Source organism: Bordetella bronchiseptica (assembly GCF_900636925.1).
Classification (GTDB): domain Bacteria; phylum Pseudomonadota; class Gammaproteobacteria; order Burkholderiales; family Burkholderiaceae_B; genus Bordetella; species Bordetella pertussis.
In genome coordinates, this window is sequence record NZ_LR134326.1 from 308,124 (window position 1) to 331,619 (window position 23,496).

General features: G+C 68.7%; 21 protein-coding genes. 12 read left to right on the forward strand and 9 right to left on the reverse strand.

The features are described 5' to 3' along the window. Window position 1 precedes the first annotated feature (1 nt). The 9 genes from EL288_RS01455 to EL288_RS01495 all read left to right on the forward strand — a co-directional run bounded on the left by EL288_RS01455 (window position 2) and on the right by EL288_RS01495 (window position 11,080). A complete protein-coding gene (locus EL288_RS01455) occupies window positions 2-1,177 on the forward strand; it encodes an acyl-CoA dehydrogenase family protein (protein WP_003815523.1) in 1,176 nt (391 codons plus the stop codon). Between the two features lie 79 nt (window positions 1,178-1,256). Beyond that, entirely contained in the window at window positions 1,257-2,750 is a 1,494-nt protein-coding gene (locus EL288_RS01460; RefSeq protein WP_003817924.1) for an AMP-binding protein, read from the forward strand. A gap of 20 nt (window positions 2,751-2,770) precedes the next feature. Further along, complete coding sequence (locus tag EL288_RS01465; protein ID WP_003815519.1) at window positions 2,771-4,168, forward strand: MmgE/PrpD family protein; 1,398 nt, start codon at window positions 2,771-2,773, stop codon at window positions 4,166-4,168. Window positions 4,169-4,242: 74 nt separating this feature from the next. Continuing rightward, window positions 4,243-5,451, forward strand: a complete 1,209-nt coding sequence (locus EL288_RS01470) for an ABC transporter substrate-binding protein (protein ID WP_003815516.1) — start codon at window positions 4,243-4,245, stop codon at window positions 5,449-5,451. A 69-nt stretch (window positions 5,452-5,520) separates the two neighbouring features. After that, window positions 5,521-6,405, forward strand: coding sequence for a branched-chain amino acid ABC transporter permease (locus EL288_RS01475; RefSeq protein ID WP_003815515.1), 885 nt, complete (start codon window positions 5,521-5,523; stop codon window positions 6,403-6,405). Between the two features lie 5 nt (window positions 6,406-6,410). Then, window positions 6,411-8,225 (forward strand): branched-chain amino acid ABC transporter ATP-binding protein/permease, encoded by a 1,815-nt coding sequence (locus EL288_RS01480; protein ID WP_033452732.1) that lies wholly within the window; start codon window positions 6,411-6,413, stop codon window positions 8,223-8,225. After that, entirely contained in the window at window positions 8,218-8,958 is a 741-nt protein-coding gene (locus EL288_RS01485; RefSeq protein WP_015064875.1) for an ABC transporter ATP-binding protein, read from the forward strand. The genes EL288_RS01480 and EL288_RS01485 overlap by 8 nt, the downstream gene beginning before the upstream one ends. Window positions 8,959-8,974: 16 nt before the next feature. After that, entirely contained in the window at window positions 8,975-10,384 is a 1,410-nt protein-coding gene (lpdA, locus tag EL288_RS01490; protein WP_003815510.1) for a dihydrolipoyl dehydrogenase, read from the forward strand. A gap of 81 nt (window positions 10,385-10,465) precedes the next feature. Next, entirely contained in the window at window positions 10,466-11,080 is a 615-nt protein-coding gene (locus EL288_RS01495; RefSeq protein WP_042145809.1) for a TetR/AcrR family transcriptional regulator, read from the forward strand. Between the two features lie 51 nt (window positions 11,081-11,131). Here the strand turns inward: EL288_RS01495 and EL288_RS01500 are convergent, their stop codons facing one another. The 3 genes from EL288_RS01500 to EL288_RS01510 all read right to left on the reverse strand — a co-directional run bounded on the left by EL288_RS01500 (window position 11,132) and on the right by EL288_RS01510 (window position 14,823). Beyond that, window positions 11,132-11,977, reverse strand: a complete 846-nt coding sequence (locus EL288_RS01500; RefSeq protein WP_003815505.1) for an amidohydrolase family protein — start codon at window positions 11,975-11,977, stop codon at window positions 11,132-11,134. A 53-nt stretch (window positions 11,978-12,030) separates the two neighbouring features. After that, entirely contained in the window at window positions 12,031-12,990 is a 960-nt protein-coding gene (locus EL288_RS01505) for a Bug family tripartite tricarboxylate transporter substrate binding protein (protein WP_003817909.1), read from the reverse strand. Window positions 12,991-13,065: 75 nt separating this feature from the next. After that, complete coding sequence (locus tag EL288_RS01510) at window positions 13,066-14,823, reverse strand: FAD-dependent oxidoreductase (protein ID WP_033456002.1); 1,758 nt, start codon at window positions 14,821-14,823, stop codon at window positions 13,066-13,068. 129 nt (window positions 14,824-14,952) lie between these two features. Here EL288_RS01510 and EL288_RS01515 point away from each other — a divergent pair, with 129 nt between their 5' ends. Beyond that, complete coding sequence (locus EL288_RS01515) at window positions 14,953-15,759, forward strand: IclR family transcriptional regulator (protein ID WP_003815499.1); 807 nt, start codon at window positions 14,953-14,955, stop codon at window positions 15,757-15,759. A 99-nt stretch (window positions 15,760-15,858) separates the two neighbouring features. Here EL288_RS01515 and EL288_RS01520 read toward each other — a convergent pair whose 3' ends face one another. From EL288_RS01520 to EL288_RS01540, 5 genes are all read right to left on the reverse strand, one after another. Further along, window positions 15,859-16,836, reverse strand: coding sequence for a Bug family tripartite tricarboxylate transporter substrate binding protein (locus EL288_RS01520; protein WP_003815497.1), 978 nt, complete (start codon window positions 16,834-16,836; stop codon window positions 15,859-15,861). A 64-nt stretch (window positions 16,837-16,900) separates the two neighbouring features. After that, entirely contained in the window at window positions 16,901-17,269 is a 369-nt protein-coding gene (locus tag EL288_RS01525) for a cupin domain-containing protein (protein WP_003815496.1), read from the reverse strand. Further along, window positions 17,266-18,429, reverse strand: coding sequence for a mandelate racemase/muconate lactonizing enzyme family protein (locus EL288_RS01530; protein WP_003815495.1), 1,164 nt, complete (start codon window positions 18,427-18,429; stop codon window positions 17,266-17,268). The genes EL288_RS01525 and EL288_RS01530 overlap by 4 nt, the downstream gene beginning before the upstream one ends. Window positions 18,430-18,475: 46 nt before the next feature. Beyond that, window positions 18,476-19,261, reverse strand: coding sequence for an SDR family oxidoreductase (locus tag EL288_RS01535; RefSeq protein WP_033449482.1), 786 nt, complete (start codon window positions 19,259-19,261; stop codon window positions 18,476-18,478). Between the two features lie 108 nt (window positions 19,262-19,369). Continuing rightward, complete coding sequence (locus EL288_RS01540; protein WP_230590509.1) at window positions 19,370-20,062, reverse strand: FadR/GntR family transcriptional regulator; 693 nt, start codon at window positions 20,060-20,062, stop codon at window positions 19,370-19,372. A gap of 117 nt (window positions 20,063-20,179) precedes the next feature. Between EL288_RS01540 and EL288_RS01545 the strand changes: the two genes are divergently transcribed. Further along, the gene (locus EL288_RS01545; protein ID WP_232018719.1) at window positions 20,180-21,241 is read left to right on the forward strand and encodes an Ldh family oxidoreductase; all 1,062 of its coding nucleotides are present in this window, start codon (window positions 20,180-20,182) and stop codon (window positions 21,239-21,241) included. A 90-nt stretch (window positions 21,242-21,331) separates the two neighbouring features. On the opposite strand, the gene EL288_RS01550 is transcribed toward EL288_RS01545, so the two are convergent. Continuing rightward, the gene (locus EL288_RS01550) at window positions 21,332-22,327 is read right to left on the reverse strand and encodes a LysR family transcriptional regulator (protein WP_010927166.1); all 996 of its coding nucleotides are present in this window, start codon (window positions 22,325-22,327) and stop codon (window positions 21,332-21,334) included. Between the two features lie 111 nt (window positions 22,328-22,438). Here EL288_RS01550 and EL288_RS01555 point away from each other — a divergent pair, with 111 nt between their 5' ends. Continuing rightward, on the forward strand, window positions 22,439-23,494 hold the full coding sequence (locus EL288_RS01555) for a Bug family tripartite tricarboxylate transporter substrate binding protein (protein ID WP_126621885.1): 1,056 nt from the start codon (window positions 22,439-22,441) through the stop codon (window positions 23,492-23,494). The last annotated feature ends 2 nt before the right edge of the window (window positions 23,495-23,496 follow it).

Below are 23,496 nucleotides of genomic sequence, written 5' to 3' on the forward strand. Positions count from 1 at the left end.
CATGGATTTTTCGCTTTCGGACGAGCAGAAGCTGATCGTCGAGACCGCGCGCCGCATCGGCGAGGACTACGGTGTGGATTACTGGCACGACCTGGACCGCAGGAAGGCGTTTCCGCAGGAGTGCTGGCAGGCCATCTGCGACGCCGGCCTGGCCGGCGCGGCCCTGCCGCAGGAGCATGGCGGTTCGGGCCTGGGCATGCTGGACCTGGCCCTGATCGTCGAGGAGCTCTCGGCCGGCGGCGGCGGCGCGACCCTGGGCCAGCTGTTCATGATCAACCCCATCTTCGGCGGCGTGCCCATCTCGAAGTTCGGCAGCGAGCAAATGAAGCGCGAGCTGCTGCCGGCCCTGGTCGGCGGCAAGATGAATTTCTGCATGGCGCTGACCGAGCCGGACGCCGGCACCAACACGCTGGCCATGAAGAGCTATGCCGAGGCCGAGCCCGCCGGCGGCTGGCGCCTGAACGGCCGCAAGATCTGGATCACCGCGGTGGACGCCGCGCAGAAGATGCTGGTGGTGGCGCGCACCTCGCGCCAGGCCGAGGGGGCGCGGCCCAGCGACGGCATATCGATGTTCATCATCGACGTCGAGCGCGAAGGGCTGAGCTATTCGGCCATTGACAAGGTCGGCACCCAGACCCTGAGCGCCTGCTCGGTGTTCTTCGACAACGTGCGCATCGAGCCGCACGAGCTGGTGGGTACGCTGGACAAGGGGTTTCGCGAGCTGCTGGACGTGCTCAATACCGAGCGCATCGTCACCACGGCCAGCCTGATCGGCGCGGGCCGGCTGGCCAAGCGGCTGGCGGTGCAGTACGCCAACGACCGCAAGGTGTTCGGCGGCAAGCCCATCAGTTCGTACCAGGGCCTGCAGTTTCCGCTGGCCCAGTCGCATGCCGAGCTGCAGTGCGCGCGCCTGATGAACCTGAAGGCGGCGGCGCTGTGCGACCAGGGGCTGCCCTATGGCACCGAGGCCAACATCGCCAAGCTGATCGGATCGCAGGCGGCCAGCCACGCCATCGAACGCAGCATGCAGACGATGGGCGGCATGGGCTACGCACGCGAATTCCACGTCGAACGCCTGTGGCGCGACGCGCGCCTGTTCAAGTTCGCGCCGGTGTCCGAGGAGATGATCCTGAACTACATCGCCATACACGATCTTGGCATGCCCAAGTCATACTGAGCACCCAGAAACGCGACGCGGGACCGGCCCCGGCCGCCACCCGCGCAAACGATCCGCACATCCACGGAGACCACCCATCATGTTCAATCTGAGCGCCTCGATTGCCTTCCACGCCCGGCGCACGCCCGACAAGGCGGCCATCGTCTACCGCGACCAGGAGATCGGCTACGCCGAATTCCACCAGCGCATTCTCCAGGCGGCAGCCATGCTGCACGCGCGCGGCATCGGCCAGAACGACGTGGTGGCGCTGTTCATGAAGAACAGCGCGGCTTTCCTGGAGCTGGCCTTCGCCGCCAGCTACCTGGGGGCGGTGTTCCTGCCGGTCAACTACCGGCTGGCCGCGCCCGAGGCTGCCTATATCCTGGGCGACGCCGGCGCCAAGCTGCTGCTGGTGGACGAGGAGTTCGACGCCATCGTCGCGCTGGAGACGCCCAAGATCGTCATCGACGCGCAGGCCCAGGCCGATTCGCGCCGGCTGGGCCAGCCCGGCCTGGAGATCCCGCCGCAGGCCGCCGTGGCGGAAACCGACCTGGTGCGCCTGATGTATACGTCGGGTACCACGTCGCGGCCCAAGGGCGTGATGCACTCGTACGGCAACCTCCACTGGAAATCCATCGACCATGTGATCGCGCTGGGGCTGACGGCCAGCGAGAAGCTGCTGGTGGTGGGGCCGCTGTATCACGTCGGCGCGTTCGACCTGCCGGGCATCGCGGTGCTGTGGGTGGGCGGGACGCTGTGCGTGCACCGCGAGTTCGACCCGGAAGCGGTGCTGGCCTCGATCGAGCGCCATCGCCTGACCTGCGGCTGGATGGCGCCGGTCATGCTCAGCCGGGTGCTGACAGTGCCGGATCCGGACCGCTTCGACCTGGATACCTTCGCCTGGTGCATCGCCGGCGGCGAGAAGACGCCGGAGTCGCGCATCCGCGATTTCACGCGGGTGTTCACGCGCGGCCGCTTCGTCGACGGGTTCGGCATGACGGAAACCTGCAGCGGCGACACGCTGATGGAAGCCGGGCGCGAGATCGAGAAGATCGGCTCGACCGGCCGCGCCCTGCCGCACGTGGAGATCCGCATTGCCGACGGCGCGGGCGGCTGGCTGCCGGCCAACCAGAAGGGCGAGATCTGCATGCGCGGCCCCAAGGTCACCAAGGGCTACTGGAACGCGCCGGAGAAGACCGCCGAGGCGTTCTACGGCGACTGGCTGCGCAGCGGCGACGTGGGCTACCTGGACGAGGAAGGCTTCCTGTTCGTCACCGACCGCACCAAGGACATGATCCTGACCGGCGCCGAGAACGTGGCGTCCAGCGAGGTCGAGGCGGCGCTGTACGAGCTGCCGCAGATCGCCGAGGCGGCCGTGATCGGCGTGCACGACGACAAATGGGGCGAGCGCATCACCGCCGTGGTGGTGCTCAACCCCGGCCAGACGCTGACCCTGGAAGAGATCGACCGCCACTGCCGCCAGCGCCTGGCCAGTTTCAAGGTGCCGCGCGAACTGAAGGTGGTGGCCGAACTGCCGCGCAATCCGTCGGGCAAGGTGCTCAAGCGGGTGCTGCGCGACGAATACAACGGTTAGGACAACGGGCAGGCGGCGCCATGCCGCCGCATCGAACGCACCGAACACGGAGACATCCCATGACCCTGGCACAACGATTCGCCCGGTTTGCGGCGAACCTCGAACTCGACACCATCCCGGCGCCGGCGCTCGACAAGGCGCGCGCCTGCGTGCTCAATGGCTACGGCATCGCGCTGGGTTCCCATCCCACGCCGTTCTTCGGCGTGGCCGAACGCGCCGTGCTGGCGATGGACGGCGAGCGCGAGGACGGCGCCACGCTGCTGGGCAGCGGCCGCCGCAGCACGGTGGCCGGCGCGGCGCTGGCCAATGCGGCGTTGTTCCATGGCCGTGCGCAGGAAGACACCTGCGGCGTGGCGCACTTCGGCGCCATCCTGCTGCCCTTGCTGACCGCGCTGGTCGAGCGCGGCGAAGGCCGTATCGAGGATTTCCTGCCCGCGCTGGTGGCCGGCTATGAAGTGGGCGGCGCGCTGGAGGCCGCCTATTCGCCGTTGACCACGGCCGCCGGCCTGCGCGCCTCGCCGCTGTACGGCACCGTCGCCGCGGCGGCCGCGGCCGCCCGCCTGTGGCGCCTGCCGGAGGACCGGACCGCCGCCGCCCTGGCCAACGCGGCCTCGTTCGCCGGCGGCATCCTGCAGTCGTTCGGCGACGGCACCGACGAGTGGCGCTACCAGGTCGGCATGGCCGGGCGCAACGGCCTGGCGGCCGCCACGCTGGCCGCCAGCGGCTCGGTATCGGCCGCCGGCGCCTTCGAGGGGCGCAGCGGCTTCGTGCGCGCCTTCGTCAGGACCGAGTGCGACGTCGACGCCATCGCCGGCCAGCTGGGCAAGGACTGGTCCATACTCAAAGTCACCTTCAAGCCCTATCCCGTCTGCGCGCTCAACCAGACGCCGGTGCGCGCCAGCCTGGCGCTGCGCGAGCAGCTGGGCGGGCAGGCCGACGCCGTCCGGGCGGTGCGCATCCACCTCAACCCCACGGTGGTCGGCTACGCCGGCATGGACAAGGAAGGCCCCTTCGAAAGCGTGTCGGGCACGCTGATGAGCATCCAGTTCTGCGTGGCCACCACGCTGCTGCACGGCGCGCCCACCATCGCCCACATGACGGCGTTCGACGACGCCGGCGTGCTGGGCCTGATTCCCCGCATCCGGCCGCTGGCCGATCCGGCGCTGGGCCTGCTGTCCTGCCGCATCGAGGCCGACGTGGACGGACGGGCCGAACCCGTGGTGGTGCAGATGCATACGGACCACACCGAATACAGCTACGACAGGGCCGGCGTGTCGGCGCTGGTGCGCCGCATCGGCGAAGAGACCGGCGTGGCGCCGTCCGCCTACGACCATATCGAGAAATTTGCCCAGGCCTTGCCGCACGCCGACCTGGGCGATGTGCTGGCCGCTTTCGGCACGATCCAGACCGCCCGTTGACCGGGTCAGGAAACAAGCCCCGGGGACACGGGGCACGACGCAACGATGTTCGAAACTCTCTAGGAGGAGACAATATGTCTTGGTACAGGAAATCAACGACTTGCCTGGCGGTCGCCGCCGCCGTGCTGGCTTCGGGCGCCGCCCTGGCCGCCGATACCATCAAGATCGGCATGACCTCGGCCCTGACCGGCCCGTATAACGAATTCGGCGAGGGCAACCGGCGCGCCGTCGAGCTTGCCGTCGAGCAATGGAACGCCAAGGGCGGCATCAATGGCAAGAAGATCGAGATCGCCATGCTGCTCGACGACCAGCTCAATCCCGACCGCGCGGTGCAGAACATCCGCGCCATTCTCGACAACAAGGACATCGTCGGCATCATCGGCCCGGCCGGCAGCGGCCCCACGCTGGCCGTGATCGACATGGTCCAGGCCGACGGCCGGCCCTACATGAACCCCATCGCGCAGACGCCGGTGGTGACCTACCCGGGCGAGAAGACCGGCGAGAAGCCGCGCCCGAACGTGTTCTCGTTCGCGCTGCAGAACGACATCGAGGCCGTGGCCATGGGCGAGTACCTGGCCAAGCAGTTCAAGCGCGTGGGCATCATCCACGAAAGCACCGCCTACGGCGTGACCGGCGTCGACTACCTGGCCGCCTCCATCGCCAAGAACGGCGGCGCCAAGCCGGTGGCCACCGATTCGTACAACCAGGGCGCGCAGGACATGACGGCCCAGGTGGCGCGCATGAAGCGCGCCAACGTGGACGCCATCGCGGCCATCGGCCTGGGCAAGGACCTGGCCGTGCTGCGCCGGACCATGGCCCGCCTGAACGTGAACGTGCCCCTGGTTGCCTCCAACGGCGCGCTGGGCCAGCCGTACCAGGAAGGCGCCGGCGAACTCACGCTGGGCACCCTGGGCACCATGATCGGCGCCTTCGGCAACCCGATGCGCGCGCCCGCGGCCGACTTCGCCAAGGCCTACAAGGCCAAGTACGGCACCGACCGCTGGTGGGGCAACGATCCCGAGAATCCGCAGCTGTTCATGGCGATCTCGGTCTCCAACGGCTATGACGCGGCCAACATCCTGTTCGAAGGCATCCGCCTGGCCAACTCGACCGATCCCAAGGCCGTCATCGCCGCCATCGAGTCGATCAAGGACTACCAGGGCGTCAACACGGCCTACACCTTCTCGAAGGAACGCCACCACGGCATCGAGACCGATGGGGTCAAGGTGTTCGAGTACGTCAAGAAGGGCGACAAGATCCGGCTCGAGCCGATCGCGCAATAACCGGCGGCGGGTCCGGCCGGCGCGGGGCCGCGCCGGACCCAGCCACAGCGCCAGAGGGATGAGGGTGGTATGGATTTCTTTATCCAGATGATAGTTTCGGGACTGAGCGTCGGCGCGGTCTATGCCCTGATCGGGCTGGGCCTGAACCTGACGTTCTGGACGACCCGCGTGCTCAATTTCGGGCAGGGGTCCGTCCTCATGGCAGGCGCCATGCTGACCGCGGTCATGGTCGGCGCCGGCGTCAATGTGTTTCTCGCGGTGGGCGTTTCATTGCTCGTCACCGCCTTCATCCTGTGGATCGTCGAGCTGGTCGGCGTGCGGCCCATGCGGCGCATGTCCGGCAGCATGGGCTGGGTGGTCTCCACGCTGGGCATCGGCATCTTCCTGCAGGGGATGGCCAGCTGGCTGTTCGGCACCCAGGCGGTCGCTTTCCCCGACGTGCTGTTCAGCAGCGCCGATACCGTCGAGTTCATGGGCGCCTATATCTCGCTGCAGTACATCGCCGTGTTCGTCATCAGCGTGATGATCGTCTGCCTGATGGAGCTGTTCCTGCGGCATTCCATCTGGGGCTACGGGGTGCGCGCGGTGGCGCACGATCGCGACCTGGCGGCCCTGATGGGCATACCGGTGTACCGCGTGGTGGTGTTCTCGTTCCTGGTCAGCGGCGTGCTGGCGGGCATCGCCGGCATCCTGGTGTCGCAGGTCTCCGGCACCGTGGATCCGAACTTCGGCCTGCATCTCCTGATTCTCGCCTTCGTCGCGGCCGTGGTCGGCGGCATGGGCAGCGCGTTCGGCTCGCTGGTCGGCGGCCTGATCCTGGGGATCATGGAGAAGCTGGTGGGCGGCTACGTCTCGCCCGCCGCCGCCGAGGTGGTGGCGTTCGTGCTCTTGATTGGCGTGCTGACGATTCGCCCGCAGGGCTTGTTCGGCAAGCGTGAAACCGTGAAGGTGTGAGGCCGATGAAACTGCTAGGACAACTCCTGACGAACTCCTGGACGCTGGGCGTGCTGGCCATTGCGCTGGCCGTGGGCGCCGGCCATGCCGACACCGGCACGGTGCAGATGTGGAGCTTCGTCATCATCAATATCCTGCTGGCCCAGGGCATCAACCTGCTGACCGGCATCAACGGCCAGATCTCCCTGGGGCATGCGGGCTTTTTCGCCATCGGCGCCTACGTCAGCGCCATTGCGCTGAAATCCTGGGGCGTGCCTTTTCCCGTGGCGCTGGCCATGGCCACCATCGTGGCCTCGGGCGTGGGCTTCCTGCTGGCCGGGCCGGCGGGCCGGGTGCGCGAGTTCTACCTGGCGATGATGTCGCTGGGTTTCGGCCTGATCGTCTACGAACTGGCGCGCGAGCTGCGCGGCGTGACCGGCGGAGTGATGGGCATGCGCGGCATCCCGTCCTCGCAGATCGGCACGCTGCAGATCTTCGGCTGGAGCATCGATACGGTGGCGTATTTCCGCATCCTGCTGGCGGTGCTGCTGGTGGTCATGCTGATGCTGCGCAACTTCGTCAAAAGCCATTACGGCCGGGCGTTCTACGCCGTGCACGTCAGCGAAATCGCCGCCGGCTCGCTGGGCATTTCGCAGGCGGCGGTCAAGCGCGCCGCCTACGCCATCAGCGGCGGCCTGGCGGGACTGGCCGGCGGCTTCTATGCGCACATGATCGGCTATCTCACGCCCGAGAGCTTCGGCCTGATGCGTTCGATCGAGATCCTGGTGATGTCCATCGTCGGCGGCCTGGGTTCGCTGGCCGGGCAGGTGTACGGCGCCGTGCTGTTCACCTACCTGCCGCAGAAGCTGCAGGCCTTCAACGATTACCAGTACATCGTCTACGGCCTGATCCTGGTGTTCATCTTCACGCTGCTGCCGCGTGGGCTGGCCGGGCTGCTGGGCACGCAGACGCGCTACAGCAAGTACGACCAGCTGCGCCGGGCCGTCGCCGGGCAGCCGGCGGCGCCGCTGGGCGAGCGGCCGCCGCATGCGCGGCGCGAAGCGGCCCAGCCCCTGATCCGGGTCGAACAGGTCGTCATGGAGTTCGCGGGCCTGCGCGCGCTGGCCGGCGTCTCGCTCGACCTGCACGCCGGCAGCATCACCGCGCTGGTCGGCCCCAACGGTTCGGGCAAGAGCACGCTGGTCAACGTCGTCAGCGGCATCTACCGGCCGACCTCGGGCCGCGTCCTGTACAAGGGCCAGGACATCGCGGGCTGGCCGTCCCACAAGGTGGCCCAGGCCGGCATCACGCGCACCTTCCAGGATCCGCGCAACGTGCCCAGCTTCACGGTGCGCGAGAACATCCTGATGGGCGCCCACCGCCGCTACCGCCATGGCGCGCTGGCCGCGGCGATCAATACGGCCGGCGCCCGGCGCGAGGAAGCGGCCTTCCTGCGCCAGGTCGACGCCCTCATGCAGGCGGCCGGACTGTCCGAGCACGCCGACGCGATCATGAGCGAGCTGCCCTATGGCATCCAGCGCCTGGCCGAGGTCGCCCGCGCGCTGGCCAGCGACCCCGAACTGCTGCTGCTGGACGAACCGGCCGCCGGCCTGTCGGAGCTGGAGTCCGGCCACCTCATCGGCCTGGTGCGCCTGGCGCGCGACCACGGCGTGGCCGTCATGGTGATCGACCATCACATGGATTTCCTGGCCGAGCTGGCCGAGGACGTCGTGGTGTTCGAGGCCGGCGATGAAATCTACCGGGGCGACATGGACGGCATGCGCGCCGATCCGGCCGTCATCCAGGCCTATCTTGGCGCGCAGGAGCCCGCTCATGCTTGAAGTCCGCAACCTGCAGGTCAGCTATGGCGCCATCGATGCCGTGCGCGGCGTCACCCTGACGGCGCAACCCGACGGCATCACCGCGCTCATCGGCGCCAACGGCGCCGGCAAGTCGTCGCTGATGCGCGCCATTTCCGGGGTCACGCCGGCCCGGGGCGGCCAGATCCTGCTCGACGGCGTCGACATCACCCGCATGCCGCCGCACGAGCGCGCCCGCCACGGGATCGCGCACGCCATGGAGGGACGGCGCATCTTCCACCAGCACACGGTCGAGGAAAACCTGATCACCGCCTGGCATTTCCGCAAGCCCAAGGGCAATTTCAAGGCGGCCCTGGAAAGCGTCTACGGCAATTTCCCCATCCTGGAGCAACGGCGCGGCGCCAAGGCCGGCACGCTGAGCGGCGGCCAGCAGCAGATGCTGATCCTGTCCATGGCGACGCTGCACCAGCCGCGCTGCGTGCTGCTGGACGAGCCCTCGCTGGGCCTGGCGCCCATCGTCGTCTCGCAGATCTTCGATTTCATCAAGCAATACTGCGCGCAGGGCGGACGCGTGGTGCTGCTGAGCGAACAGATGGCCAGCCTGGCGCTGCGCGTGGCCGATTTCGGCTATGTGCTCAAGCATGGACAGACCGTGTTCGAAGGCACGCGCGAGCAGCTGGCCAGCGGCGCGGGCGGCGATCTCTCCAGCGCTTACCTCGGCGCGGGCAAGGCCCGCCCCGTATCAACAGAGTAGAAGGAAAAGGCGGCACATGGCTTCGACGATGGAAACGGACTTGCTCGTGCTCGGCGGCGGACCCGGCGGCTATACCGCTGCGTTTCGCGCCGCCGACCTGGGGCTTTCCGTGGTGCTGGTGGAGCAGCGTCCGACCCTGGGCGGCGTTTGCCTGAACGTGGGCTGCATCCCCTCCAAGGCGCTGCTGCATTGCGCCAAGGCGCTGGACGAGGCGCGCGCCATGAGCGAGCTGGGCATCGAGTTCAGCGAGCCGCGCATACGCCTGGACAAGCTGCGTGCACACAAGGAGGCGCTGGTGGCCAAGCTGTGCGGCGGCCTGGGCGGGCTGGCGCGCCAGCGCAAGGTGCAGGTGGTGACCGGCACGGGACGCTTCGACGGCCCGCACAGCCTGGCGGTATCCGATGGTTCCCGCGTGGCGTTCAGGCAGGCCGTCATCGCGGTCGGTTCGCGCCCGGTGCGCCTGCCGTTCCTGCCCGACGACCCGCGCATCATGGATTCGACCGGCGCGCTGGAGCTCAAGGAGATTCCCCGGCGCCTGCTGGTGATCGGCGGCGGCGTCATCGGCATGGAGCTGGCCACGGTCTATGCGGCCCTGGGGGCGCGCGTGACGGTGGTCGAGCTGACCGACGGCCTGCTGCCGGGCTGCGACCGCGACCTGGTCAAGCCGCTGGCGCAGCGCGTGGCCGGCCGCTACGAGGCCATCCTGCTGGGCACGCGCGTAAGCGCGGCCCAGGCGCGCGATGACGGCATCCATGTCGGCTTCGAAGGCCCGCAGGCGCCCGGCCCGCAGGTGTACGATCAGGTGCTGGTGGCCGCGGGCCGCCGGCCCAATGGCGCGGCCATCGACGCCGAGCGCGCCGGCGTGCGGGTCGACGAGGGCGGCTTCATCCGCGTCGACGCGCAGCAGCGCACCAATGTCGGGCACATCTACGCCATCGGCGACGTGGTGGGCGAGCCCATGCTGGCGCACAAGGCCGCCCATGAAGGCAAGGTGGCCGCCGAGACCGCGGCGGGCATGCGCGTGGCCAACGACGCGCGGGTGATTCCGGCGGTGGCCTACACCGATCCCGAGGTGGCCTGGGTGGGCCTGACCGAAACCGCGGCGCAGCGCGACGGCATTGCCTACGAGAAAGCCGCTTTTCCGTGGGCGGCCAGCGGCCGCGCGCTCAGCCTGGGACGCGGCGAGGGCCTGACCAAGATCCTCGTGGACCCGGCCACGCACGCCTTGCTGGGCGTGGGCATGGTGGGGCCGCAGGCCGGCGACCTGATCGCCGAGGCCGCGCTGGCCATCGAGATGGGCGCCGAACCGGGCGACATCGCGCTGACCATACACCCGCATCCGACCTTGTCCGAAACCCTGGCCTTCGCGGCCGAGGCGTACGAGGGAACGCTTACCGAGTTGTACCTGACCAGGAAAAAAAGTTAAATATGCGACCGGTCCACGTAACTCACCGGGAGGACTCGATCAGTGGCGACATGGAATAACGCAGTGCCCACGCGCAAGGCCATGCATCAATTGAAGCGCGAAGCGCTGTTGCGCGAGGCCATTGCTGCGTTCAACCAGAAAGGGTTCCACGCGACATCGCTGGGCGACATCGCCACCAGCCTTGGGGTGACCAAGGCCGCGCTCTATCACTATTTTCCCAACAAGCACGCGCTGCTGTTCGAAGCGTTCGCCGAGGCGCTGCGCGTGGGCTTCGAAGCGATCGAGGCCGCCGAGCGGCAAGGCGGCAGCGGGCTGGACAAGCTGCAGATGGCGGTGCGCGAATACCTGCAGGTGACGCTGAGCGAGATGAGCCGCTGCGTGATCATCACCGAGGAACACGCGCTCGAGCCGCAGGACCGCGCCAAGATCGTCGAGCAGCGCGACCGCTTCGAGGCCAAGCTGCGCGGCTTCGTGCGCGAGGGCATCGAGGACGGCAGCGTCATCCCCTGCGATCCCAAGCTGGCCATCTTCTCGATATTCGGCGCGGTCAACTGGGTGCCGAAGTGGTTCTCGGATTCGGGCAACTGGTCCAACAAGCAATTGGCCAAGGGCATGTCCGAGCTGCTGTGCCGCGCGGTCGCCAGGCATCCGGCCGAGGCGTTCGCGCCGGACATCGGCAAGATGCGGGTCGAATGAACGCCGGCGCGCCGCCCGAGGGCGGCGCGTTCACATGCCGGCGAGGCGCCTTCAGCGGCCGGCCTGCGCCAGCAGCCGTTCGGCGTTGCCGTGCAGGATCTTCTCCATCGCGTCGGGCTTGATCGGCAGCGTCAGGAACCACTCCGTGTATTCCTTCAGCGGGCACATCGGATACGCCGTGCCGAACAGCATGCGGTCGGCCAGGAACGAATTGGCCGCCTGGATGAAGTCGGCGTGGCCGGGCAGGTTGTACAGGTACATGTCCGGCGACAGGTACAGGTTGGGGCGCCGGAACGCCACGTGGATGATCTCCTGCACCCAGGGCCAGTTGCCGTGCGAGCTGACCACGGTCAGGTCCGGGAAGTCGCCCAGCACACGGTCGATGTGCTCGGGGTTGGTGTAGGTGATGTCCGGGCCGGCGTTGCCGCCGGTCATCATGATGACCGGAATGCCGTTGTCCTCGCAGAAGGCATACAGCGGATAGAGGCGGCGGTCGTCCACGTGCATGGGCGTGGCCCAGACGCCCGGCTCCAGGTTGACGATGCGGATGCCCAGGTCCAGGATTTCCTGCATCTGCGCCATCGCTTCCTTGCGCGTGGCCGCCTCGATCGAGCCCACGGGATGGAACTTGTCCGGATACGCCTTGGCCACGGCGGCCACGTCGGCGTTGGACACCGAGCCCAGCACGCTGGAATTGCGGCCCACGCACACGCCCTGCTCGATGCCGGCGGCGGCCATTTCCTCGAACATCAGCTCCAGCGATTTTTCCTCGGCCGAGGGCGCCGGCTCGAAGCCCAGTTGCCGCGTGAACCGGTTGCGGATGTCGGGGCGCGTGTAGATGCGGGCGTTGAGAAAGCCCATGGCGGGCGGACGAAGGCGAAAGTCGATGATTTTCATGGCGCTCTATGAATGTGAATGGTGAAGGGTTGGGGCGGGGAAGGACCCGGCGGTCATTGCGGCTCGATGCGCGCCAGCTGGACCAGCCTGGCCCAGTTGTCGACTTCGAGCTCGATGTGCTTGCCGAACGGCGCCGGCGGCATGTATGCGGGTTCGACGCCGGCCACCGCCAGTTTTTCCACGGTGGCGGCATCGGCCAGGCTGGCCTGCAGCGCCTGCGCCAGCGACTGGGCCACGCTGTCGGGCATGGCCTTGGGGCCGACCAGACCATACCAGCTGGTGATGTTGTAGTCCTTCAGGGATTCGGACAGCGACGGCACCGACGGCGCCAGGCGCGAGCGCCGGGCCGACGCGATGGCCAGCGGCTTGAGCTGCTTGCCCTGCTGGAAGCGCAGCGCGTTGCCCACGTCCACGAAAGTGAAGGTGATGGTCTTGCCGATCACGTCGGTCACGGCGTTGGGGATGCCCTTGTACGGCACGGCCAGCACATCCGTGCCGGCGCGCGCCTGGAACAGCGCCAGGGCGATCTGCGCGCCCGACGAGCCGTAGCCGGCGGACATGGCGTTGCCGTCCTTCCTGGCCAGCGCGACCAGCTCCTCGACATTGTCGGCGGGAAAATCGGGCCGCGTCATCAGCATCATGGACGTGGTGGCGATTTGCGCCACCGGCGTGAAGTCCTTGACCGGGTCGTAGGACGGCTGCTTGAACAGGCTCTTGTTCATGGCCTGGATCGCGGCGGTCGTGAGCAGCAGCGTCGAGCCGTCGGGCGCGCTGTCGGCCACGTACTTGGCGGCGATCGAGCCGGAGGCGCCCGGCTTGTTCTCCACCACGAAGGGCTTGCCGAGCCGGCGCTCCAGCTCGGCGCCGGCGATGCGCGCCACCATGTCGGTCTGGCTGCCCGCCGGGAACGGCACCACGATGGTGACGGGCTTGGTGGGGTAGGCGTGCGCGGGGCCGACGGCGCCCAGCAAGGCGCTGGCCGCGAGCACGGCGATGCGTAGCGAGTGTCTCATGTGTCCTCCTGGGCCGGTCGATCCGGCATCTCGTGAAAAGCGTGGTGGCGGTGATGGGTGGCGAACCGCAGGCCCTTACGCCATGGCCGCGGTGGCGGGTTCGGCGGACCGGGCGGCTGGCTGGCGTTGCCCCAGGTGCCTGCCCAGCACGTAGCCGAACGTGAGCGCGGGCCCCAGGGTGATGCCCGCGCCGGGGTAATTGCCGCCCATGATGCTGGCCGCGTCGTTGCCCACCGCGTACAGGCCGTCGGCGGCGCGGCCGTCCGGGTACAGCACCTGGCCATGTGCGTCGGTGGGCAGCCCGGCGAACGTGCCGATGTCCCCGACGAACAGCTGGATCGCGTAGTACGGCGCCTGTTCGAGCGGCGCCAGGCAGGGATTGGGGCCGTGCAGCGCGTCGCCCTGGAAGCGGTTGTAGGCGGTGGTGCCCTTGCCGAATGCCGTGTCGGCGCCGTTGCTGGCGTCGCGGTTGAAGCGCTCGACCTCGGCGGCCAGCACGCGCGGGTTCACGCCGATCTGCGCGGCGAGCGAGGCAATGGTGGGCGCGCGGCGCAGGTAGCCGGCGCGCAGGTGGCGGCCATAGGGCACCGGGAACGGCGCGACCCGGCCCAGGCCGTAGCGCCGCAGCGTGGCGTGGTCGCACAGCAGCCAGACCGTGGCCTCGTCGTCGTCCTGGCATGCCTGCATCATGGCGATGGCGAAGTCGTGGTACGACAGGCTTTCGTTGACGAAGCGGCGGCCTTGCCGCGTCACGGCGATCACCCCGGGCTTGGCGCGGTCGATGAAATGCGGCATCACGCCTTGTTCGCCGTTGCGGCGCGTGGGCCGCGACACGGGCGTCCAGGCCGCGGCGTGCGGAATCGTTGCGTCCACCCGCACGCCCAGCGTCTCGGCCAGCGCCAGGCCGTCGCCGGTGTTGGTGGAGGGTGACGGCGAGTAATGCCCCTGGCCGCGCGCGACATGCGGAAACAGCGCCTGCTGGCGCGTGGGATCGTGCGGAAAACCGCCGCAGGCCAGCACCACGCCGCGGCGGGCGCGCACCGTGCGTTCGCCCTCCGGGGTGTCGACCCGCACGCCCGCGACCCGGCCGTTCTCGACCAGCAGCGACCGCGCGCGGCAGCGCAGGTGGATCGGCACGTCCAGGTCCAGCGCCGACCTGGCCAGCCGGGCCGCCAGGGCATTGCCGTTGGTCAGCGTCATGCCGCGGCCGTGGCGCAGCACGTCGCGCGCCTGGCGCAACAGGCGCGCCGCGACATAGCGAAACGACGCCAGCGAGCGGAAGGCGCGGGTGAAGTGACGGATTTCGTCGCCGGAGGCCAGCATCATGCCCAGCACCATCAGCTCGGGCAGCGCCGGCGCCAGGTGCGCGATGGCCTGGCCCAGTTCGCGCCCGTCGTAGGGGCGCGTGACCATGGAGCGGCCGCCCGCCTGGCCGCCGCGCGCTTCCGCGTGATAGTCGGGAAAGCTGCGCGGCATGTCGAACTGCACCTGGGTATGGCGGGCGAAGAATTCGACCGCCCGGCCGCCGTTCTCCAGGAAGGCTTGCGTGCGCGCGGCGTCGAAGTGGGTGGTCGCTTCGTGCGCGATGTAGTCGCGCGCCGCGCCGGCCGGCTCGTCGATGCCCAGCGCCGTGGCCAGCGGCGTGCCGGGTATCCACAGCCATCCCCCGGAACGCGCCGTGGTTCCGCCGAATTTGTCGGCCTTCTCCAGCACCACGACCTGGGCGCCATGAAAGGCCGCGGTGACGGCGGTGGCCATGCCCGAGGCGCCCGAGCCGATGACGACCACGTCGACGGCGGCGGGTAGGCCGGCCCCGGAGAGATGTACGCTCATGTTTAGTTAAAGTCTAAGTGATTAGTTATGCGTTAACTATATATAATTGTCGAAGTGATAATATTGGCGTTTACCCTTGATCCCCGCCGCCGGCCGCCGTGCGCAGCCCGGCCTTCGAGAGGATGTGAATTGGAAAAGAACCGTCGTGGTATCCAGTCGGTGGAGCTGGGCAGCCGGGTGCTGCAGGCCCTGGCCCAGTTCGGCCGCCCCGCCGGGCTGACCGAGCTGGCGCAGGAATGCGACATGCCGCCCGGCAAGGTCCACCCCTATCTGGTCAGTTTCATGAAAGTGGGTTTCGTGGCGCGCGATCCGGCGTCCGGCCTGTACGAGCTGGGCCACCTGGCGCTGGAGCTGGGGCTGGCCAAGCTGCATCGCCTCGATCCGGTGCGCGAAGCCTCGCAGGCCATCGCCGACCTGGCGGCCGAAACCGGCCATGGCACCGGCCTGGTCGTGTGGGGCAATCTGGGGCCTACGCTGATCAGGCTGGAAGAGCCGGCGCATCCGCTGCACGTGAACCTGCGCATCGGCACGGTCATGTCGCTGGTGCATACGGCCACCGGCCGCCTGTTCGCCGCCTACCTGCCGGCCAAGGTGGTGTCGCGCGTGCTGGAGGCCGACCCCATGGGCGTGCACTTCGGGTCGCGCCACCAAAGCCGCCCCGCCCAGGAAGACTACGAGCGCCAGCTGTCCGAGATCCGCAGCCGCGGCATCTCCCGCACGCTGGGCAGCCCCATCCCGGGCATCGACGCCTTTTGCGCGCCTGTCTTCGATTCCATGGGGCACATCGCCGCCGGCCTGCTGGTGATGGGCCCGTCGGCGACATTCGACAGCGACTGGGATGGACAGATCGCCACCCGGCTGCATGCCTGCGCCAGCGATATCTCGCGCAAGCTGGGCTATACCGAAACGCCGGCCAGCCCGAGGGCGGCGCGCTGAGGAAGGGAAAGTCAGCGGGTGCCTGTCCCGCGTGGGGGCAGGCGGAAAGTCAGCGGGTGCCTGTCCCCCGTGCGGGGACAGGCACCCGGGTAGGGGGGGTTACATGCGCTCGATGTTTTCCTGGATGATCACGTCTCCCCACTTGCGGATTTCGTCGCGGTAGAAGCGGGTGAATCGGGCGTGGTCCTGCGGCGCGACCACGTAGCCCAGGTCTTCCAGCTTCTGCTTCATGGCGGGCTTGGCCACTTCCGCGACCAGCTTGGCGGAGATGCTGTCGACGATGGGGGCGGGCGTGCCGGCCGGCATCATGAGCCCGGTCCAGCCTGCGATCAGCATGTCCGGCAGGCCCTGCTCGCCGGTCGTCGGCACCGAGGGAAACTCCTTGACCCGTTCGCTGGAACTGACCGCGAGCAGTTTCAGGCGGCCGGCGTGGATGAACGAGCGCGACTCGCTCAGGGTGGTGAAGATCAGGTCGAGCTGGCCGCCGACCAGGTCATTGAGCGATGGCGCGCCGCCCTTGTAGGGAATGTGGTTGAACTTCGCGCCGGTCAGGCGCTGGAACAGCACCAGGGCCAGGTGCGGCGGGGTGCCGAAGCCGCTGGATCCGACGTTGAGCACCTTGCCGGACTTCGCCGCCTTGATGATGTCCTGTACGTTGCCGTAGGGCGAGTTGGCGGGCACGGCCATGCCCATGGGCGTGGTGGCGAACAGCGCGACGGGGATCAGGTCTTTCTCGGGATCGAACGGCAACTGCTTGAACAACGTGGCGTTGACCGCCAGCGTCGACGATACCGCCAGCCAGGTCAGGCCGTCGGGCTTGGCGCGCGCCACGTAGGCGATGCCGATGTTGGTGTTGCCGCCGGGCTTGTTCTCGATGACGACCGGCTGCTTGAGTTCGCGCCCCATGGTTTCGGCCACGGTCCTGGCCATGGTGTCGATCAGGCCGCCGGGCGGAGCCGGCACGACGTAGCTGATCGGCCCCTGCGGGTAGCCGTCGGTATCCGCGGCCAGGGCCTGGGCCGGGCCGAGCGCGGCCAGGGTTGCGGCAAGTAGCGTGCTTCTGATGAGCCTGTGCATGGTTGTCTCCTTTGGGGGGGGCGCGGCCGGCGTCCTCGCAACCGGGCGCCGGCCGCCGCCCGGGCTAGTAACGCAAGACGCTGCTTCCTATCCAGCCCGGCAGCTGGTCACAGCGCGCCGGGGCGAATATCTCGTAGTACACCGCGCCTTGCGGCCCCACCGCGGTGGCGGCGTGGCGCGAGCCGGGGGGAAAGAACACCAGGTCGCCCGGCCGGCAGACCACGGTCTGGTCGTCGATCACCAGCGTGACTTCGCCGGAGATCATGACCAGCATCTGTTCGTTGTCGTGCCAATGTGTCTTGCCGTCGAACGCCGCATCGGGCGCGGTCTCGACGCGCACGGCCGACATCTGCTCGGCGCAGACCGCCTGGCGCACCGAGCCGGCGCGCATGCCCGCGGCCTTGGGCAGTGAATTCCAGTCGATGAGGCTCATTTCTTCATCCCGTGTCCGGCGCCGATGGCGGGTTCGCCCTTCCAGGCATGCGCGGCGACGAAATCCCAGTCGATCTCGAAGCCCAGTCCGGGGCCCTGCGGCGGCTGCACCAGGCCGTTCTCCAGTTTCAGGTCGTAGCTGGCCAGCCTGGTCATCAGGTCGTTGTGGGTGATGTCCCACTCGAACATGGCAGGGTGCGGCGAGGCCGCCACCAGGTGCAGGTTGGCCGCCACCGTGATGATGTCGTTGAAGGTGTGCGGGTTCCATGCCAGGTGCGCGGAGGCGGCCGACGCCGAGATGGCCAGCGCCTCGGTGATGCCGCCGGCGCGGCTGGCGTCGGCCTGCAGCACGTCGATGGCGTCGTTGCGGATGTAGTCGTTGAAGGCGTTGCGCGTGTAGAGGTTCTCGCCGGTGGCGATGCGCACCGGCGTGCCCTGCGCGCGCAGGATGCGGTGGCCTTCGATGTCGTCGATGGACAGGGGTTCCTCGAACCAGTAGCAGCCGGCCTCGTCGAGAATGCGCAGCATGGCCAGCGCGTCGTGGCGGCCCAGGCTCTGGTTGGCGTCGACCAGGATTTCCACGTCCGCGCCGACGCGCTGGCGCATGGCGCGCAGGTTGGCCGCGTCCTTGCGCGGTGCGCGGCCGACCTTCAGCTTGGCGGCGGTAAAGCCTTGCTCCACCCAGCCGGCCAGTTCGTCGGCCGCCTGGTCGGGCGTGAGATCCCAGTAGATGGAGCTGGCGTAGGCGCGCACGCCGCGCGTATGGAACTTGCCGCCCAGCAGCTGGTAGATGGGCTGGTTCATGGCGCGGCCCTTGAGGTCCCACAAGGCGATGTCCACGCCCGACATGGCGGCGATGCCTACCGAGCGGTGCCCCAGGTTGCGCGACACCTCGCCGTGAAAGACCTTGTGCCACAGGTAATTGATGTTGGCCGGGTCTTCGCCGATCAGCTGCGGACCGATCACGTCCTCGATGGCGCGCTTGAGCACGGCCAGGTCGTAGGGACCGGACGGCGAGCCTACGCCGGTCACGCCCTCATCGGTGCGCACCTCCACCAGGATCATCTGGCGGTTCAGCTTCAGTCCGGCGCCCGACTCGACGCGCATGCGCTCGGGAATCGGCGTGCTCAGTGCATGGGCCTTTACTTCGGTGATTTTCATGTGGCAGGTCCTCGACGGTGGCCGTGTGGTGTTGATGAAAGGGGGGTCAGATGCTGTTGATCATTCCGCCGTCCACGCGCAGGACGGACCCGGTGATGAAGGCGGCGCGCCGGCTTGCCAGAAAGGCCACGGCATCGGCGTATTCCTCGGGCAGGCCATAGCGGCCGACCGGGATGCCGGCCGTGCTCTCGGCCGCTACGTCCTCGACCCGGCGCTTTTCGCGAGCGGCTTTCTGTTGGTCCAGGTAGGCGATGCGGGGGGTGGCGATGCGCCCGGGGACCACGATGTTGGCGGTGATGCCATGGCGGCCCACTTCGCGGGCCAGCGTCTTGGACCAGCCGACCAGCGTCATGCGCAGGGCGTTGGACAGGCCGAGATTGGGGATCGGCGCAATGACGCCCGAGGAGGCCGAGGTGATGATCCGGCCCCAGCCCTGGCCGACCATGCCGGGCAGCACGCTGTCGGTGATCGCGATGACCGACAGCACCATTTCGTGGAATTTCCGCGCCCACAGTTCGGGCGCCTGGCCCGAGACTGGCGTGGGCGGCGGGCCCCCCGTGTTGTTGACCAGGATGTCCACCGTGCCGAAGCGCGCGGCGATGGCTTGCAGGCGTTCGCCGATGATGCCCAGCTCGCCCAGGTCCCATTGCAGCGGCAGCGCGCGCCGGCCGGCGTCGTCCAGGCCGGCGCACACGCGCTGCAGCGCTTCCTGGTCGATATCGGCAAACACGACATTGGCGCCTTCGTCGAGCAATTGGCGGCCGATCGCGCTGCCCAGCCCGCCGCCCGCGCCGAACACCAGCGCTGTCCTGCCCTCGATCTTCAAGTCCATGATCCGTCCTGTGTTGAGACCTAGTGTTTAGGAATTATAGTGTTCTAAACAGTTGGAGCGCAACAGGCCGCGCGAAAGGCGGGCGCGCGGCCGCCCCGGCCTCAGCCGTCAGGCCAGCGTCGCCAGGTAATCCTTGCCGCGCTTGATGATGGTGCGCAGCGCCTTGAGGCCTTTGCGCTTGTCGCGCTGCGCCAGCGCCGCCACGATGTCCTCGTGGTCCTTGATGGCGCTGTCCAGGTTGCCGCTTTCCTTGAGCTGCTGCAGATTGCGGTTGGCCATGATGCGGCGCATCGGCCCGCGCAGGGCCTGCACCATGTGCTGCAGGGTATTGTTGTGGGCCGCCTCGGCCAGCGTGAGGTGGAAGGCCTCGTCGGCGGCCAGGAACGCGCCGCTGTCCAGGCGCGCCGCGCGCATGGCGCGCGTGATCTCGCGCAGCCTGGCCAGCTGCTCGCGCGTGACGCGCTGCGCGGCCAGGTCCAGGATGGCGCTTTCGATGTACTCGCGCGCCTCGATGAGGTCGGCGTATTCCTCGGTGTCGTCCACGGCCAGGGTCCACGGCGTGCCGTGCTGTCTGTCCGGCGCCAGCACGAAGGTGCCCACGCCGTGGCGGGTTTCGAGCAGGCCGCGCGCCTGCAGGATGCGTATGGCCTCGCGCACCGTCATCATGGAGACGTCGGCCGACGCCGCGAAGCTGCGCAGGGACGGCAGCATCGTATCGGGGGGCCACTCGCCGGAAAGGATCTTCTGGCTGATCTGCTCGACGACTTCGTCAACGACGCTGACGCGGCGCACTTTTTCCATGGGTTCTGCCAAACAAGAAAATATCCTCGGATTGTAGTGTGCAATCACTGGATTGCTAGAGTTCTAAACACTATAAGACTATACTCGCTGGACACGAACGACCACGGGATGACGAGCATGCGGGATCCACTCCACATCGATTGCGACAGCGCGCAGCACTTCACCGCCCGCCTGTTCGAGCGCAACGGCCTGGAACCGGCCAAGGCCGCCGCGGTGGCGCGCTCGCTGGTGCGCGCCGACATGATGGGCCACGACAGTCATGGCCTGGCGCTGGCTTCCTGGTACCTGGACGCACTGGCCGATGGGCAGATGGCCAGCCAGGGCGCGCCCGAGGTGATCGCGGACCGGGGCGCCTGCTTCGCCTGGAACGGCCAGCGCCTGCCGGGAGCCTGGCTGATCGAGCGGGCGATGGAGGCGGGCGTGGAGCGCGTGCGCACGCATGGCTCGGCCACCTGCACGATCGCCAACAGTTTCCATGCGGGCGCGCTGGCCGTGTACCTGGAGCAGCTGACCGCGCAGGGCCTGCTGGCCATCCTGACCTGCTCCGGACCGGCCTCGCGCGCCGTCGCGCCTTTCGGCGGCACCGAAGCGTTGTTCTCGCCCAACCCGCTGGCCGCCGGCATTCCTACCTCGCAGGCGCCCATGCTGATGGACATCAGTTGCTCCATCACCACGACCAACCGCACCCGGCAGCTGGCCAGGCAAGGGCGCGCCTTTCCGGCCGCCTGGGCGCTGACCCGGGAAGGCGAGCCCACCGACGACCCGCGCCAGGTCGTCGACCATGGCGGTTCGCTGCTGCCGGTGGGCGGCGTGGACCATGGACACAAGGGCTATGCCATGGCATTGATGGTGGAGGCGCTGACGCAGGGGCTGTCGGGCTATGGCCGCAATGCGGCGCCCACCGGCATCGTGACCAATATCTATCTGCACATCCTCGACCCCGAGGCGTTCGGCGGGCGCGCGGCGTTCCTGCGCGAAACCGACTGGATGGCCGCGTCGTGCACGGCGAATCCCCCGCGGCCTGGCGTTTCGGCGGTGCGCGTGCCGGGCCAGCAGGCGCAGGCGCGCCTGGCGGCCGCGCGCGCGCAGGGGCTGCGCATCGCCGCCGGCCTGGCGGCCGAGCTGGACAAGTACGCGGCGCGCGCGGGCGTGCAGCCGCCATGGAGCGCGGGAGGCTGAACAGGCCATCCCCCTACCCGTGTGCCTGTCCCCGCGGGGACAGGCACACGCACGGGCAGGTGCCAGTCCTCATGTGGGACAGGCACCCCGTCATACGCCAGAGCGGTTGACGGTCAAGGCGGTGTCCGTCCCCGCATGGGGGCCAGGCACGCCGAGCAACGGCCAGGCGACCGATGCCGCATGTTCGACCAGGTAGTCGTGGAAGGCGGCGGTGGCGGGCGAGGGCGTGCGCCCCGGCGGCGTGATCACGCCGATCTCGCGCAGCGCGGCCGGCCGCAGCGGCAACAGGCGGCAGGCGCCCAGGTCCAGCCCGTACAGCGAGCTGCGCGGCTGGATGCTGACGCCCATGCCGGAGGCGGCCAGCGCGACCAGCGAGGCCGTGCCGGTCAGCTCCTGAGCTGGCGCGGCGGCGATGCCGGCGGCGCGAAACAGGGTTTCGAGCCGTTCGCGCAGGTCGACGCCGCGCGGGTTGAGCAGCAGCGGCCGCCGCGCCAGCAATTCCAGGCTGGCGCTGGCGCGCCTGCGAAACAGCGCATCGGCGGCGGGCACGACGGCCAGCAGCGGCTCCTCGAACAGGGGCTGAAACCCGACCTCCACGTTGCGGGGGCTGCGCGAGGTGACGGCGATGTCCACCGCGCCCTGCTGTATCTGTTCGTGGGCGCGGCGCGAGTCGGCGTCGTGCATGCGGATGCGGATGCCCGGAAAGCGCGTCTGGAAGGCCCGCATCAACGGCGGCAGGAAGGTCGCCGCCAGCGAGGGCAGCACCGCCAGGACGATGGCGCCTTTCTGCAGGCGGCCTTCGTCGCGCAGTTGCGCCAGCACCCGCGCCAGTTCGCGCCCGGACAGCGAGAACACCTGTTCCAGGCGCCGGCCTTCGTCGGTCAGCCGTACGGTGCGGGTATCGCGGTGCAGCAACTTGACGCCCAGCGCGGCCTCCAGCTGCTGCACCTGCACGCTCAGCGCCGATTGCGAAATATGCAGCTGCGCTGCGGCGGCGCGGAAGCTGCCGCGGTCGGCGACCGCCGCGAAGCTGGCCAGCTGATTCAGATTGATGCGCCGCAGTACACCCAGCCAGCTTTCGTCCACTGATCGTCTCCGGTTATCAGTCGTTGCAAATATACCGTTTGTGGGCATGCCGGGGGCGTGCCTAACATGCCTTCGCAGCGCGCATCGACGCGCATCGAGGAGACTGAGGCCATGACATCCCGTGACGGCGCATGCCGCCCGCAGGTGGTATCGACGCGCGCCCTGAAAGGCGGGCTTTCCCTGGCGCGGCGCCGCGTGGCGCGCGCCTGCCTGCTGGCCACGGCGGGCCTGCTGGCCTGGCCGGCTGCGCAGGCGGCGGGCCCGGCCGGGGCGTATCCGGCCAAGCCGGTCACCATCATTGTTCCGTATGGGGCGGGGTCCAGCACCGACATCCTGACCCGGGTGCTGGCCAAGCACGTCTCGGCGCAGCTGGGCCAGCCTGTCATCGTCGAGAACAAGGCGGGCGCGGGCGGGGCGGTGGGCAGCGCGCAGGTGGCGCACGCCGCGCCCGACGGCTACCAGCTGGTGATGGGAACGATTTCATCGCACTCGATCAACCAGTCGATGATGAAGAACCTGCCGTACGACGTGCTGCGCGACTTCGCGCCCATTTCCCTGGTCGCCTATTTTCCCAACCTGCTGGCCGTCAACCGCGACCTGCCGGTCTCGAACCTGGCCGACGTGGTGAAGCTGGCCAAGCAGCGCGGCGGCCTGAACTTCGCCACCGGCGGCATCGGCTCGTCGGGCCAGATGGGCGGCGAGCTGCTCAAGCTGCGCACCGGCGCGCCGCTGAACCATGTGCCCTACAAGGAAGTGGGGCAGGCGGTGGCCGATACGGTCGCCGGCCACGTGCCGCTGCTGTTCTACCAGGTGCCGGCGCTGGTCTCGCAGATCCAGGGCGGCCAGCTCAAGGCGGTGGCGGTGCTGGCGCCCGAGCGCACGTCCCTGCTGCCGGACGTGCCGACCTCCACGGAGCAAGGCATCACGGATTTCGACGCCACGGCCTGGATGGGGCTGTTCGCGCCGGCCGGCACGCCCGCGCCGGTGGTGCAGCGGCTCAACGCGGCCGTCGCCGCCGCCGCGCGCGACCCGGCGCTGCAAAAGCAGCTCGCGCCGCAGGGATTCACGATGGTGGGCAACTCTCCCGAGGAGTTCCGCGCCTTCGTGCGCAAGGATATCGACAAATGGGCGGAGGTCGTCAAGGCGACCGGCGCCAGCATTCAGTGAGG

Coding starts and splice junctions, on each gene's coding strand:
- EL288_RS01455 (WP_003815523.1), top strand. CDS start 2: ATGGATTTTTCGCTTTCGGACGAGCAGAAGCTGATCGTCGAGACCGCG.
- EL288_RS01460 (WP_003817924.1), top strand. CDS start 1,257: ATGTTCAATCTGAGCGCCTCGATTGCCTTCCACGCCCGGCGCACGCCC.
- EL288_RS01465 (WP_003815519.1), top strand. CDS start 2,771: ATGCCGCCGCATCGAACGCACCGAACACGGAGACATCCCATGACCCTG.
- EL288_RS01470 (WP_003815516.1), top strand. CDS start 4,243: ATGTCTTGGTACAGGAAATCAACGACTTGCCTGGCGGTCGCCGCCGCC.
- EL288_RS01475 (WP_003815515.1), top strand. CDS start 5,521: ATGGATTTCTTTATCCAGATGATAGTTTCGGGACTGAGCGTCGGCGCG.
- EL288_RS01480 (WP_033452732.1), top strand. CDS start 6,411: ATGAAACTGCTAGGACAACTCCTGACGAACTCCTGGACGCTGGGCGTG.
- EL288_RS01485 (WP_015064875.1), top strand. CDS start 8,218: ATGCTTGAAGTCCGCAACCTGCAGGTCAGCTATGGCGCCATCGATGCC.
- lpdA (WP_003815510.1), top strand. CDS start 8,975: ATGGCTTCGACGATGGAAACGGACTTGCTCGTGCTCGGCGGCGGACCC.
- EL288_RS01495 (WP_042145809.1), top strand. CDS start 10,466: ATGCATCAATTGAAGCGCGAAGCGCTGTTGCGCGAGGCCATTGCTGCG.
- EL288_RS01500 (WP_003815505.1), bottom strand. CDS start 11,977: ATGAAAATCATCGACTTTCGCCTTCGTCCGCCCGCCATGGGCTTTCTC.
- EL288_RS01505 (WP_003817909.1), bottom strand. CDS start 12,990: ATGAGACACTCGCTACGCATCGCCGTGCTCGCGGCCAGCGCCTTGCTG.
- EL288_RS01510 (WP_033456002.1), bottom strand. CDS start 14,823: ATGAGCGTACATCTCTCCGGGGCCGGCCTACCCGCCGCCGTCGACGTG.
- EL288_RS01520 (WP_003815497.1), bottom strand. CDS start 16,836: ATGCACAGGCTCATCAGAAGCACGCTACTTGCCGCAACCCTGGCCGCG.
- EL288_RS01525 (WP_003815496.1), bottom strand. CDS start 17,269: ATGAGCCTCATCGACTGGAATTCACTGCCCAAGGCCGCGGGCATGCGC.
- EL288_RS01530 (WP_003815495.1), bottom strand. CDS start 18,429: ATGAAAATCACCGAAGTAAAGGCCCATGCACTGAGCACGCCGATTCCC.
- EL288_RS01535 (WP_033449482.1), bottom strand. CDS start 19,261: ATGGACTTGAAGATCGAGGGCAGGACAGCGCTGGTGTTCGGCGCGGGC.
- EL288_RS01540 (WP_230590509.1), bottom strand. CDS start 20,062: ATGGAAAAAGTGCGCCGCGTCAGCGTCGTTGACGAAGTCGTCGAGCAG.
- EL288_RS01545 (WP_232018719.1), top strand. CDS start 20,180: ATGCGGGATCCACTCCACATCGATTGCGACAGCGCGCAGCACTTCACC.
- EL288_RS01555 (WP_126621885.1), top strand. CDS start 22,439: ATGACATCCCGTGACGGCGCATGCCGCCCGCAGGTGGTATCGACGCGC.